The organism is Parahoeflea alexandrii (genome assembly GCF_024105735.1).
Classification (GTDB): domain Bacteria; phylum Pseudomonadota; class Alphaproteobacteria; order Rhizobiales; family Rhizobiaceae; genus Hoeflea; species Hoeflea alexandrii.
In genome coordinates this window covers 612,948-626,785 of sequence record NZ_JAAAML010000002.1, presented here as the reverse complement: position 1 = coordinate 626,785, position 13,838 = coordinate 612,948, and the positions used below count along the sequence as shown (strand labels likewise).

10 protein-coding genes are annotated in these 13,838 nt (G+C 62.2%); 5 read left to right on the top strand and 5 right to left on the bottom strand.

The window, feature by feature from the left end; all coding sequences use genetic code 11:
- Window positions 1-29 precede the first annotated feature (29 nt).
- Window positions 30-1,448, top strand: a complete 1,419-nt coding sequence (locus GTW23_RS12655; protein ID WP_252916024.1) for a phosphomannomutase — start codon at window positions 30-32, stop codon at window positions 1,446-1,448.
- Between the two features lie 9 nt (window positions 1,449-1,457).
- On the opposite strand, the gene GTW23_RS12650 is transcribed toward GTW23_RS12655, so the two are convergent.
- The 5 genes from GTW23_RS12650 to GTW23_RS12630 all read right to left on the bottom strand — a co-directional run bounded on the left by GTW23_RS12650 (window position 1,458) and on the right by GTW23_RS12630 (window position 7,056).
- The gene (locus GTW23_RS12650) at window positions 1,458-3,350 is read right to left on the bottom strand and encodes a bifunctional sugar phosphate isomerase/epimerase/4-hydroxyphenylpyruvate dioxygenase family protein (protein WP_252916023.1); all 1,893 of its coding nucleotides are present in this window, start codon (window positions 3,348-3,350) and stop codon (window positions 1,458-1,460) included.
- Window positions 3,347-4,642, bottom strand: coding sequence for a TRAP transporter large permease (locus GTW23_RS12645; RefSeq protein ID WP_152010849.1), 1,296 nt, complete (start codon window positions 4,640-4,642; stop codon window positions 3,347-3,349). Before GTW23_RS12645 ends, GTW23_RS12650 begins: the two co-directional genes overlap by 4 nt.
- Window positions 4,639-5,202 carry a TRAP transporter small permease gene (locus GTW23_RS12640; protein ID WP_252916022.1) on the bottom strand — a complete coding sequence of 188 codons (564 nt, stop codon included), beginning with the start codon at window positions 5,200-5,202 and terminating at the stop codon, window positions 4,639-4,641. The genes GTW23_RS12645 and GTW23_RS12640 overlap by 4 nt, the downstream gene beginning before the upstream one ends.
- Before the next feature lie 37 nt (window positions 5,203-5,239).
- Window positions 5,240-6,244, bottom strand: coding sequence for a TRAP transporter substrate-binding protein DctP (gene dctP, locus GTW23_RS12635; RefSeq protein ID WP_252916021.1), 1,005 nt, complete (start codon window positions 6,242-6,244; stop codon window positions 5,240-5,242).
- Between the two features lie 131 nt (window positions 6,245-6,375).
- Window positions 6,376-7,056 (bottom strand): GntR family transcriptional regulator, encoded by a 681-nt coding sequence (locus GTW23_RS12630; protein WP_193217377.1) that lies wholly within the window; start codon window positions 7,054-7,056, stop codon window positions 6,376-6,378.
- A gap of 221 nt (window positions 7,057-7,277) precedes the next feature.
- Here GTW23_RS12630 and GTW23_RS12625 point away from each other — a divergent pair, with 221 nt between their 5' ends.
- The 4 genes from GTW23_RS12625 to GTW23_RS12610 all read left to right on the top strand — a co-directional run bounded on the left by GTW23_RS12625 (window position 7,278) and on the right by GTW23_RS12610 (window position 13,830).
- Window positions 7,278-8,315: a Gfo/Idh/MocA family protein gene (locus GTW23_RS12625; RefSeq protein WP_152010853.1), complete on the top strand. Its 1,038-nt coding sequence runs from the start codon at window positions 7,278-7,280 to the stop codon at window positions 8,313-8,315.
- A 55-nt stretch (window positions 8,316-8,370) separates the two neighbouring features.
- Window positions 8,371-9,204, top strand: coding sequence for a shikimate dehydrogenase family protein (locus GTW23_RS12620; protein WP_252916020.1), 834 nt, complete (start codon window positions 8,371-8,373; stop codon window positions 9,202-9,204).
- A gap of 170 nt (window positions 9,205-9,374) precedes the next feature.
- Entirely contained in the window at window positions 9,375-10,298 is a 924-nt protein-coding gene (locus tag GTW23_RS12615) for a hypothetical protein (RefSeq protein WP_252916019.1), read from the top strand.
- A 388-nt stretch (window positions 10,299-10,686) separates the two neighbouring features.
- Entirely contained in the window at window positions 10,687-13,830 is a 3,144-nt protein-coding gene (locus tag GTW23_RS12610; RefSeq protein ID WP_252916018.1) for an acetate and sugar kinases/Hsc70/actin family protein, read from the top strand.
- Window positions 13,831-13,838: the final 8 nt, after the last annotated feature.

Genomic DNA, 13,838 nt, shown 5'->3' with positions numbered 1-13,838 from the left:
CGGACAGACAAGACGGGAGTTGGACAGACATGGCTGCGAAATTCGGCACAAGCGGACTGCGCGGCCTTGTCGGAGAGCTGACCGACGGCACGGCGGCGGCCCATGCCCGCGCCTTCGCCCGGCATCTCAAGCAGGCCGGAATGGCTGCCGCGGGGGCGCCGGTCTTCATCGGCCGCGACAGACGCGCCTCAAGCCCGGAAATCGCGGCACAATGCGCCGCGGCACTGTTTGACGAAGGTCTCGAGCCGGTCGATTGCGGTGTCCTGCCGACCCCCGCCCTGGCGCTGTACGCCATGGGCCAAGAGGCGGCCGCCCTGATGATCACCGGCTCGCACATCCCCGATGACCGCAATGGCGTCAAGTTCTACCGGCCCGACGGCGAGATCGACAAGACCGACGAGGCGGCAATTTCAGGACTGGCTCCGCAATGCGCGGGGCTGCCCTCAACAAGGGCGAAGCTCATGCGCGACAGGTCGCTGGAGGCCAATGCCGGCTTCATCGAACGCTATCGCGGCTTTGCGCCGGACGGACTTCTGCACGGCCTTCGCATCGGGCTTTACGAGCACAGCTCAGCGGCGAACGAGACCCTTGCCGCCATTCTTCAGGCGGAAGGAGTCGAAATCATCCGGTTCGGCAGATCGCCGGTCTTCATTCCGGTCGACACCGAGGCCGTGTCCGAGGAAACGCGGGCGCTGGCTTCGGGCTGGGTCCAGTCCGAGGCACTCGACGGGCTTGTCTCCGCCGATGGCGACGGCGACCGGCCCATGGTGGTCGACGAGAGCGGACGGGTTGTCCGCGGCGATGCGCTGGGGCTGATTGTGGCGCGCTATCTCGGCGCCGATGCGGTTGTCACCCCGGTGACGTCCAATTCCGGAATTGATAGCCGCTGCGACGCTGCGGTCAGCCGCACAAAGGTCGGCTCGCCCTTCGTGATCGCCGGGATGGCTGATGCCGTCGCCCGCGGCAGGCACTGCGTCATCGGCTTTGAAGCCAATGGCGGCGTTCTGACCGGCAATTCCATCAGGGTGGGGAACGCGGATCTTTCGGCACTGCCGACGAGGGACAGCGTGCTGCCGATCCTGTGCGCCTTCGCTGCCGCCCGCCAGGCCGGACAATCGCTCTGTGCCCATGTCTCAGGGCTGGGCCTGCCGGTGGCTGCCAGCGATCGCATCGAGAACTTTCCCACGGCAGAGAGCCAGGCGCTGGTTGCCCACCTGTCGCAGGACGAGGCGATGCGGCAAGACTTCTTCGAGCCGTTCGGGCAAGTCGCGCATGTGGATCTGACCGACGGACTGCGGGTTGTCCTTGAAAGCGGCAACATCTTGCACCTGCGGCCATCCGGCAATGCCCCGGAGATGCGGGTCTACAGCGAGGCTGCGACCGAAGCACTGGCGCGGGACATTATCGCCAAGGCCTTTGCGCGGATCAGGCAGGTTGCACATCCCTGAGTGACGCGCCTAACGCTTCGGCATGCCCCTGGGCCGCATGTGCCGCTTTTGCGCGGCAATCCGGAACTGGGCATTTGCCGCACCGTATCCGCCGTATCCGCCGCGGCGCTCGACGATCTCGAAGAAGAAGCCTTCTCCAAAGCCCGGGCTGTAGATCTGGAAGTACTCGCCCTGCCCGTCGCGATCATAGAGGATACCTGCCGTTTCCAGCCGGTCGACGAAGGACTGCTCAAGATCGAAGCGGGCCGCAAGATCGTCATAGTAGTTGGCGGAGATCTCCAGCGGTCTGAAGCCGTTTGCCGACAGCGCCTCGACGGTGGCGAAGATATCATCGGTTTCGAAGGCCAGATGCTGTACGGCCGAGCCGAACCGTTCGGCGATGAAATGCCCGGCCAGGGTGCGGCGGTTGTCCGCGCCGTTGAGGGTGATCCTGAGCGTACCGGTCTCGTTCTCGATGGCCTGGCTGCGCACCAGTCCGGCCGGATCCACCACATCGACCATCGGTGTTTTCCGGGTCTTGAAAATCGAGGTATAGAACAGCAGCGAGGTGAGCATTTCCTCGTAATTCATGGTCTGGGCGACATGGTCGATCCGCTTCAGACCGACGCCTGCCGCAGGCTTCTGCGCGCTGAGCGGGCGGAACTCGATGTCCCAGACCCTGGCCAGGTCACTTTGCTCGTCGATGAAATGAATGAGCCCGCCGCCCAGGCCGCGGATGGCCGGGATCTTCAATTCCCCGGGTCCGACCGGCTGATCGAAAGGTTCGGCATCGAGCGCCTGGGCGCGCAGGACCGTTGCCGCGGCATTTTCCACCTTCAGGCCGATGTCACAGACATTCATGCCATGGACGACGTGGGAGGCGTGGGCGAAGCCTTCGCGCTCGGTGTTGATGACGATGTTGATGCCGCCCTGCCGCCAGAGATCGACATCCTTGGAGACGTGCCGCCTCTCACGGGTGAAGCCGAGCATCCGCAGCAGATCAGCAATCTGCGCGGCTTCTTCCTCATCGGCAGCGAACTCGACAAATTCGACACCGCTGACCGCGATCCGGTCCGGCATATCGGCACATTCAATACGGATATCGGGCTCGGAGCGCCGCACCTGATCCATCAGGTAGACAAGCGAGCGATGACCATCGACGGAAATGAACTTCGGTGACCCGCCGCGGAACTGGTCGTTGAAAATCTCGAGCGACAGCGTGCCGTCATAGCCGGTGGCGGCAACCGCCCGCATGAAGCCTGGAACATCGAGATCGCCCTCGCCCGGCATGTTGCGGAAATGCCGGCTCCAGTAGAGCAGATCCATATCGATCTTCGGGGCGTCGGCGAGTTGCACGAAGAAGATCCAGTCACCGGGAATCGACCGGATCGTGTCGGGATCGATCTTGCGCGCCAGGGTGTGAAACGAATCGAGGATAAGGCCGACACTGGCGTGATCGGCCCGGCGTACGACCTCCCAGGCATCCCTGTGATCATTGACATGCCGGCCCCAGGCCAGCGCCTCGTAGCCGACGCGGATCCCGTGCCTGGCGGCACGCTCGCCAAGTTCATGAAAGTCACCCGCCGCGCGATCGATGCCGCCGAGCGAGGCGGGGGAGACATTGGAGCAGACCAGCACCAGATCGGCGCCGAGTTCGCCCATCAGGTCGAACTTGCGTTCAGCCCGATCGAACGCCCTGGCACGCTGCGGCTCCGGCATGCCTTCGAAATCCCGAAACGGCTGAAACAGGGATATCTCCAGCCCGTGGTCGCGCACCATCTGCCCGACATCGCGCGGGCTGCCGTCATAGGCAAGAAAATCATTCTCGAAGATCTCGACGCCGTCAAACCCCGCTGCCGCGATGGCAGCCAGCTTCTCGCTCAGATCACCGGCGATGGAGACCGTTGCAATGGCGGTCTTCATCCCGGATATCCAAACATGCGCGGCAGCCACAGGACGATTCCGGGAAACAGGATCAGTGCCGCGAGAGCGAGCAGCAGGACACCGAGAAACGCCCAGATCTCGCCGATGATCTCGCGCAGCGGAATCTGCGTGACCGCATTGATGACGAACAGGAGAATGCCATAGGGCGGCGTGATCAGACCGATCATGCAGTTGATCACCGCAACGACGCCGAAATGAACCAGATCGATTCCCAGCTCTTCGCAGGCCGGCAGGAACAACGGGATGATGACCAGGATGATGGTGGTTGCGTCGAGCACACAGCCGAGCAGCAGGAACAGGATGTTGACGCCGATCAGGAAGGCCAGAGGCGAGACGTCAAGGCCGACCAGCGACTGCGCCACGATGTTCGGTATGTTTTCCGACGCCACCACATAGTTGAGGATCAGCGCGCCACCGATGACCAGTCCGACGGCAGCGGAGGAGCGGGCGCTGTCGACCAGGATGCCGTAGAGAGCGCGCAGCGACAGGGCGCGGTAGAACAGCCCGGCCAGCAGCAGCGCGTAGGCGGCAGCGACGGCTGCGGCTTCCGTCGGCGTGGTCACGCCTCCATAGATGCCGTAGAGCAGGATCGCCGGCATCAGCAGCGCCGGAAAGGCGTTCGCGGTCTGCCGCGGCAGGTCCCTGAGCGGAACCGGTTCCTCGATGGCGAAGTTGCGCCGTGTGGAGATCAGCGTGTTCATCATCATCAGCACCGCGCCCATGAACAGGCCCGGCACGATACCGCCCAGAAACAGATACCCGATCGACGTGTTGGAGACCAATGCGTAAAGCACCATCGGGATCGATGGCGGGATGACCGGGCCGATGGTCGCCGAGGCAGCGGTGATCGCCGCTGCGTAGCCGCGACTGTAGTGTCCGCTCCTGGTCATCATGCCGATGATGATCTTGCCAATTCCCGCTGCATCGGCGACGGCCGAACCGGACATGCCGGAAAAGATCAGCGATGCGACGATGTTGACGTGGCCAAGACCGCCCCGAAAGCGGCCCACGGCTGCAACACAGAACTGCAGCAGCCGGTCTGAAATGGTGCCGGCGTTCATGATGTTTGCGGCAACGATGAACAGCGGCACGGCAAGCAGGATGAAGCTCTGGTAGAGCCCGTCCATCAGCACCTTGCCGGCGATGCCGACACCCTGGCCGTTCACCGTCAGGTAGACAAAGGAGGAGACAATGATGGAATAGGCAACGGGAGTGCCGATGCCGGCCAGAAAAAACAGGGTGAGCAGGCAGAGAGCAAACTGCAGCGTCATGGTTTCGCCGCCTCGTCGTGTCCGGGCTGGTCGATGTCGGCGCCATGGCGGAAGGCGCTGATCGCGCGCCAGCCATAGCGGGCCGCGACCACCACCAGGAAGAGAATGTAGATCGAATAGATGTCGCGCATCCGGATCCAGTCACCGAACAAGCCGTTCAGTGTGGCCGTCTTTTTCAACCGCAGAATGAAGAATTTCGACCAGGTCGGCTCCACCGACCAGAGAAGCCCCCCACAGACCGCTGCGCCACCGATGATGGCGAACCAGCGGCGCGCCTTCGGACTGACGTGGCCATAGATGACATCGAAGGTGACATGGTCGCGCTCGCGCACCACGAAGGCCGCACCCCAGAAGACGATCCAGACCCACAGCGCAAGGCACAGTTCCAGCGTCCAGCCATAGCGGCTCGGCTCGAGGATCGGAAACGCTTGCGCGAGCCACTCCAGCTTGGCGGAATAGCGGATCGCAATCTGCAGGATGAAGGTCACAAACATGGCGGCCATCATCGTGGCCGCCACAAATTCCGCGCCACGAAGGAACCATTTCACGATTGACGTCATGTCAGGTCCTCCGTGGCACCGGGAGAGTCCGGGAAGATCAGTTGCCGAGAGCGTTGATCTTGTCGAGGACACCTTCGGGCCAGCTGGCCGCGAATTCCGAGCCGACATATTGCGCCTGGACATGGGTCCGGAAGGCGTTGAGGTCAGGATCGTAGATGTCCATTCCCTTTTCGCGCAGGAACGACACGAGATCTTCTTCCTTCTTCAGCTGCGCCTGGCGGCCGCTTTCGGCAGCATCATCGGCGGCCTTCTGCACGGTTGCCTGCTGCTCGGGTGTCAGCTTGTCCCAGACGGCCTTGGAGAAGGCGACATAGTTCAGGTCGACCAGATGCGAGGTGAGAACCACCTGCTTGGTGACTTCGTAGAACTTGGCGTCGACCACGGTCGGCAGCGGGTTGTCCTGGCCGTCAACCGAACCGGTCGAGAGCGCGGTGTAGATCTCGGTAAACGCCATCGGAGTCGGGTTGGCGCCGAGCGCCTTGCCGAGGAACTGCCAGGCGTCGGAGCCGGGCATGCGCAGATTGACGCCAGCCAGGTCCGCCGGAGTCATTACCGTCAGTTCGTCCTTGCTCTGGCGCAGGTTGACGTTGCGGCGGCCGAGATACATCACCGACAGAAGCTTTACGCCGAGCTCGTCTTCGACCTTCTGCTTGAACGGATCCATCAGCGGATCATTGAAGACGGCGACCTGGTGCGCGGCGTTCTGGTGAACGTAGCCGGTGGCGAAGATCGAGAACTCGGGAAAGAATGTCGCCAGCTCCTGGGCAGAAGCGATCGACATTTCCAGATCGCCCGAGGCGATGGCTTCGAGTTCGCTGCCCTGTGCGATCAGCGAACCGTTGTAATGCGGCTGATAGGTGGCGAAGTCCGCCACCGCCGGCGCAAAGACGCCTGCCAGAGCAACCGAGCGCTGGTCGGTCTCCGATGCCGGGGTCGACATTCTCAGGGTGATCTTGTCCGCAGCAAAGCTCGCGGGCACGAAGCCGGCGGCAGCAACGGACACTGCGCATGCGAGCAGCATGCGGCGGGTAATGCTATTCATGGTTTTCTCCTCCCAATGACAATCCGCTGGCGTCTCGCCCTGGCGGATTTGACAAAAACCTGTCACAAAGTACGGGTCATTTCAACATACATAATCAGTTTCGTAGGATATTTCTGGCTCTACAGGGTTGATCAACGGTCCTGACTACCCTCCTTGCGTGAATTGACGATGAATTCGACACCGCCGAGAATATGCTTGCTCAGGATGTCCGAGGCGCGCTTCACGTCCCGCGCGAAGGCTGCTTCCAGCAGTTCCGCATGCTCGCGCGCCGCGTTTTCGCCCCTGAAGGCCAGCGTCAGCATCTGGTAGCGAAGATATTTGTCGAACAATTGCTCGTGCAGGTCCATCAGCGTCTCGGATCCGCATCCGGTGATGAGCGCGCGGTGAAACCCCCAGTCCGCCCTTTTCCAGTCCTCCCGCGCCGTCATGTCGCCGGCGATCATCCGGTCTTCGAGGCGGTGCAGCTTGTGATGTGCGGCCACCACCTGCGCTTCCCAGTCGAGATCGCCGTGCTCGAACGACCGGGCGATGGCATGCCCCTCGACCAGCAGCCGCAACTCCGCCACCTCCCAGAGATTGGCGTCCGAGACGCTGGCGACCTCGAAGCCCTTCTGCCCTTCGGCGACGACAAGCCCGTCCGACGTGAGCCGGTTGAGGATCTCCCGCAGCGTGGTCACGCTGACATTGTAGCGCTTGCGCAGGGGCTCAAGCCGCAGCTTCTCGCTCGGCCGCAACTGGCCGAATATGATGTCGTTCCTGATGTTGCGGTAGGCGCTGTCGCCGATCGTGTCGTGATCTGCCGCTTCAATCACGCTGTCACCTCCGGGTAATCGTCTTGACTGCAGGAAAGAATATAGGACATAAGAAATAATATAGGCAATTCGAGTTCGGGAGCAACAACAACCTGAACAGAATCCCGTGCTTTCTTCCGGCAGCAGGACCAGACCGTGTTTCATGGCGCACCCCTTATCAACCAGCCTGCAACAGGCATGCATGTGTTGCGGCCATTGGCGGGACTGAAAGGGAGCAGACAATGACCGGGCCGGTACGGATTGCGGTTGCCGGCGCCGGGCTGATTGGCAGGCGTCACATTGCGGCCATCGCTGCAACACCCGGCGTGGAGCTTCATTCGATAATCGACCCCTCGGATGCCGGCCGCGATCAGGCAGACCGCATCGGCGCGTCATGGCACGGCTCCCTGTCCGGGGCGCTGGAAAGGGACAGGCCTGACGGCATTGTTCTGGCGACGCCAAACCAGGTCCATGTGGAAAACGCTCTGGAATGCGTTGCGGCCGGCGTTCCGGCGCTGATCGAAAAACCGCTGGCGACCGACCTTGAGGCCGGCCATGATCTTGTCGTTGCGGGGGAAAACGCCGGCGTGGCCCTGCTTGTCGGACACCATCGCCGCCACAATCCGCTGATTGCAGCGGCGAGGAAGCAGATCAGCGACGGGCTATTGGGAGCACTGGTCGCGGTGCATGGCATGTTCTGGCTGATGAAGCCGGACGACTATTTTGACACCGAGTGGCGCCGCCAGCCGGGCGGAGGGCCGATCTTTCTTAACCTCATCCATGACATCGACCTGTTGCGGCATCTGATCGGCGAGATCGTTTCGGTCCAGGCGCTGGCCTCAAGCGCGGTACGGGGCAACGCGGTGGAGGAAACCGCTGCGCTGGTCTTGCGCTTCGACAATGGCGTGCTCGGCACCTTCAGCCTTTCGGACACCATCGTCTCTCCCTGGAGCTGGGAACTGACGGCTTCGGAAAACCCGGCCTACCCGCCCACCGGCCAATCCTGTTACTTCATCGGCGGAACGCATGGCTCGATGGAGCTGCCAAATGCCAGGGTCTGGACCAACCACGGAAAGCGAAGCTGGTGGGAACCGATCTCGGCAACCCACCACCCCGTCAGCCAGGACGATCCGCTGGTGCGCCAGATCGCACAGTTCGCGCGGGTCATCCGCGGCGAGGAACCGCCCCTTGTGCCTGCAAGGGAAGGGTTGAGAACGCTGCAGGTCATCGATGCGGTGCAGCAGTCGGCGCGCTCGGGCCAGACGGTGGTGCTGTCGTGAAACGGCACAGGCAACACGCGCGGAACGGACAGGCGGCATTTGCAATGAGGACAAGATGATCTCCGGCACCACCAGGCTGATCGCCCATCTGGGCGTCCCGACGGACTCGTTTCGGGCTCCGCTGATCTACAATCCCTGGTTCGAATCCCAGGGCATCGACGCCCGGGTCGTGCCGATGGGCTGCGAAGCGGAGGATTACCCGGCGTTCCTGCCGCTGCTTTTCAGGCTTCGCAACATTGATGGCGCGCTCATCACCATGCCGCACAAGGTGGCAACGGTGGCGCTGCTGGACGAGGCCAGGCCGACGGTGCTGATGTCAGGCTCGTGCAATGCGGTCAAGCGGGACGCGGACGGCCGACTTGTCGGCGACATGTTCGACGGTGAAGGTTTCGTGCGCGGCATGCTGCGCAAGGGCCGCCAGGCGAAGGGCCTACGCGCGCTCGTCGTCGGGGCCGGCGGTGTCGGCTCGGGGATCGCCGCGGCCCTGGCGCAGGCCGGTGCCGCCGAAATCGGGCTGTTCGATGCAAGGGCGGATGCGGCGGAGCAGCTTGCCGGGCGGTTGCGACGCCATTGCCCCGGCATCGGAATCTCGACGGGCTCCAATGACCCGGCCGGATGGGATGTGATCGTCAATGCCACGCCGCTCGGCATGAATGCCGGCGATCCGATGCCGGTCGACGCCGCGCGCATCGATCCGGCCGCGTTTGTCGGCGAAGTGGTGATGAAGCAGGCGGAAACGCCTTTTCTCGCTGCCGCCCGCGAGCGCGGATGCATGACCCAGATCGGGGCCGACATGCTGTTCGAACAGATCCCCGCCTATCTTGAGTTTTTCGGCTTTCCCGCGGCAACATCCGACGAACTGCGACGCATTTCCAGGCTGCAATACTAGAGGCCGGCCCGCCGCCCGGGACCCGCATTTGCATGGCGCGGCGGCAAGACCGCTGCCGGTTTCATCACATGCCGTTGATTTCCGTCCGCATGTCGATAAAGTCTTCATGCAATTGAGCCTGCAAGCACCCGTAGTACAGTCATGTTGATGAACTGCGAAGGGAGGATCTCGTGGAAACCGTTCCGGGCCAGGCAAGAGTATTGAGGTTCGAGGAGGTGTGTTACGGCAAGCCTGTACGCACACAGGACGGGCCCCTGCACGACAGCGCACTATACGGCGTCAACTCGGTCACGCCGGGCGTGGACAATCCGCTGCGCTATATTCCCGCAAATTTTCTCGGGAATGCGAACCTCACCTCGAGCATGATCGATCCCGGCTTTGCAAGCCGCGGCGCCCTGATCGTCAAGGCGGTTGACGAAGGGCTCGCCATCATGCGGATGCGCTACCGGGCCGAGGCCGGTGAAGGCGAGGGCGGCCGCCAGTTCCTGCTGTCGCGAACCCTGTTGCTCCCCGGGATCAGTTTCTGGCACGAAATCCCGCCGGGCCTGTTCTCCTGGTGCGAACAGGCACTGTTCGTACAACCCCACGTCTTCGATCAGCCGACATCGCCCTCGACAGGCGTCATTGAACTGCCCGCCTTTCAGCCGCGGGATGTCAACTGGTTCGACAATCTGAGCCAGCACCGGCAGATCCAGCTCGGCTCTGCCTTTCAGGCGATCACCAGGCGGATTGGCTGGACCGTGTCGAGGATGGTGGCCGAGGAGGAACGGCAAAGGCCGGCCGCCCTGATCGCGGCGGATCTTGACGTGATTTCATCCCTGCCACGGGAGTTTCCGCTCCGGCAGGGCGAGGCTGATCAGTTCATCCTCAACCTGGGCCTGGACCCGCAACTGACCCCGGGTGCGGTCAGCTACTTTCCGGGCTATCGCGGCAGTGCAATCGAGGCTCCCGATCTTCATGCGCTGCGGATCGCGATCAGCAACAACGATGAAAACCAGCCCGTCGGAGCCGACGTCAGGCACCCTTCAGCGACCTCTGACAGCCTCGACCGCAAGATCGGCAGCGAGCCCATCCCGTTGAAGTGGCTTTCATAATAATTTCAAAGAATTATGTTGCATTTTAATCATTAACTTAGTGCGCGGCTTACGGCCACGAACTGTTGCGCTAAGGATTTATAAACTATATCGTCCGGAGTCGGATGGGGTCAGTACTAGCGTTGGGTCTGTAATGTTGGATTGGGATCTAAGTAACCCAAAGAAAACGTATCTGCGCGTAGAGAATAATTCCGTGATCTGCGATCTTGGTGGTTTCTCGCGAACGGCTAGACTGTCTCATTCTACCCTAAATCCCAACGAAGTACTCAAGATATCTGTCGCCGGATACATCGAGGAAGCGCCATGGCTTGGCGCCTCTCTCAAAAATCCGGATACGGGCGAAACTTTATTTCAATATGACCTGAGAAAAGCCAAGAATATTGACCTAGTGCTTGAATGCACCCGGGAGCCGACCGAGGACGAGATCGCGGAAGCCTCCGGTGAGCAGTTTTCGCTTTCGGTGACGCTGCAGACCAAGCGGGCCGACGGCCAGTCGCAAAACCTGAAGGTCGAGCTTGCCAATCCGCGCCTGCAGACGCTGAAATGGCAGCCTCCCCTGGTCCAGGCGCGACAGGCGTCGATTCCGGAGCTCAGCCGGGTCGAAAAACAGGAACACGCGGAAGTCGACCTGTTCACCATCAATGTGAAGCAGCCCGTGACACGGCTGGAATATGGCGGGGCGCCGACCAGCGCGCTTGTTTCTGGCCGGCTGAGTTGCCGGGTCGACGACCAGATCCGCGAGGTGTCGGCAAACTTCACCCAGGGCGCGGCGGTGACGCGCTCGACCGCCGGCATCGCCTGCGAGTTGCGAGCCGGCGACGAGGTATCCATACCCTGCATCGTTTCGATCAACGAAATCTTCGATGCCGCGGAAGGCGCCGACAGCCTGCAGATGCAGTTCGACTGGAACTGCATTTTCAGTGACAAGACCCAGGCACCGCTTTCGGGATGCTACGATTTCGATCTGCAATTGCGCCAGGGCGAGATCCTCGCTCTCAAATACCGTGACGCCTCGGCCGTCCCCAACATGACCCGAAGCGAGACACCGTTTGCCGAACGCTTTCCACTGGAGTTCTCGGTGCCGATTTCCGGCGGTGGCGTCCAGTTCGAACTTGGCGACACCATCGAATTCGACGTCGTCAGCCTCGATGACAGTTGGGATGTCGTGGCTCACGCGCACATCCTGCCGGAGGGCGAAAAGAAGACGCTGACCAGCCGGGACGATTTCCAGCTGGTGCAGGACATCGCGGTCGAGCAGAGCGATGGCGGCAAGATCAGGATCCCGTTTCACAACACGACGCTGGACGAGACCGGCGACACCGACCGCTATCAGCTCTTCATCCGCTTCGAAGCCAGGCGGCTGAAGATCCGGGCGGGGATGTCGCTTGTCGCCGAGGACGACCTGTTCGAGCACAAGTACGGCATGGTCGTTGTTGATATCGTGTTGCGCCAGCGCGACCCGAAATATCTCATCTGCCTCGATTACGGGGCATCGGCGATTGCCGCCTGGTTCGGCAGGGTCGAGCGGAATCTGGCGCGGCAACTGATCCCGCTGGGCTCTTATGCCTACAGCCTGGCCGGTGCCCATCCGGAATATGATCCGAACAAGAAACGCTGGCAGAATGTTCTCATTCCCTCCACCATCGGACTGAACCCGGCCAAGCATGTGCGCTCGCGCAAGGCACCGCTGTCCTATGGCAATCTCTCCTATGTCGGCACCAAGCTGCAGGCGGCCGAGAAGAGAATGACCCTGTTTGGCCGGACCTACGACGTCTCGATCCCGGTCGACAGGGACTTTGTCACCGACGGCGAGACATCCGCATATCTGGAATTGCAGACCCTCATCATTCCCGATCTCAAGCGCATGTTGATGAATTCGGAACCCGGGTTCAAACACCGTATCAAGCAGTCCGTGATCGAGCGCACAGCCAACGGGCTGCAGGCCACCCGCGAGATCAATCTCGCCGCGCTGACCCGGGATGCGTTTCATGAGCTGGGATCCTACATGATCCCCAATTCGCTGTTCTATGCGCATGACCAGCTCGATGGGCCGATTGTCAGCGAAGCCGGCGACGAGCGCTTCGACCAATGGCTCGAGTGCGCCGACAGCGATGTTCAGGTGGTGGTGACCCACCCGAGCGGAATCGCTCATCACAAGCGCGAACTGTACAAGAATGCCGCCAGATCCTTTGCCCAGGGCCTGACCGGAACCCAGGACCCGCGCACGGCGCGTGAGCCCAAGCTCATTCCAGAAGCGCTGGCGGCGGCCTATTTCGGAATTTCCCGTTCGCCGGCCCGGCAGGCGGACACCCAGGTCTTCGCCTGCATCGATATCGGCGCCAGCACCGTTGACGCCAGCCTGATCGAAGTGAAGATGCGCCACGACAGCATCGAAAGCTGGAAGGTTTTCGCCCATTTCGGGGCGACAATCGGTGGCGCCAACCTGGATGAAGCGCTGCTCGCGATCGTGATCCAGAACCTGCGCGAGCTGTTCTCGTCAACCGATCCCATCTTCGAGGATCTCGAGATCGACCATCGGTTCCTGCGCGACGAAGCCCTCAAGACGGCCCTGCTGCCGCGTATCCGCGAAGCCAAGCGGGCGCTTTCGGAAAACCTGATGCAATATGCCGGATCCGACGGCGAGTACCGTTGGGCCGAAGAGGGCCCGGGCAGCACGTTCGCGGTCGAACTCAACGACATTCTCCGCAGCGCATCGCCGGGCCATTCACTGGAGGAACGCGACACCGCCATTCCCGGAACACAGGACAAGGTCCATCTGCGGGTGCGCAACACCCAGGCCGGGGGCCAGGCGGTCTGGATCGAGATTTCACCGGATCTGCTCGACGCCGGCAGCCCTGTCGCCAATCCCTCGCGGAGCAATCCGCAGACGGTGGCCCGCACCCTGGGCTACGCGGTGCCTGCAATGCTGATCAGGGAGGCGCGACGGCTCAACCTCGGGGATCCGCAATGGGTTGTCACCGGCCGCGCCAGCCTCTGGCCGTCGGTTTTCACCGGGATTGGCCGCACCGCCCAGATGCTTGGCCAGCCAGCCAGTGCGGTTCCGCAAAAGCCGTTCAGCGCAGACGACATGAAGAACGCCACGGTCTATGGCGCGGCCCGCCTGGCGACCGCCGGGCTGGAGATTACCGACGGCGCCGATCACTCCTATGCACTTGTTCTCCACGATGACGGGCGCGGCGTGGTCTCCGAAATCGAGTATCTCGACACGCGCTCGCGCTCGGAAGGCAACAAGAGCGTGCGCTTCCTTCCCAACCGCTGGCTCAGCCGCGTGCTGCCCGGGCTGGACGATGTCGGCAGCGACACCGACATAACCCGCGACGAGATCATCCGCCTTTTCGGCATCTTCGGCCAGAAGGTGGTGGTCGACCAGTCACAGGTCAAACCCGGCGGCCTGGCCGGAGGGCAGGACCAGCACGTCGAGATATCTTGGAAGCGAAGAAACTCGGATGTCGAGTTCACCGTTGGCGACATCATCGTCCGCCAACCGCGAAGTCGCTTGGCGGGAACCTGAGGGGCACA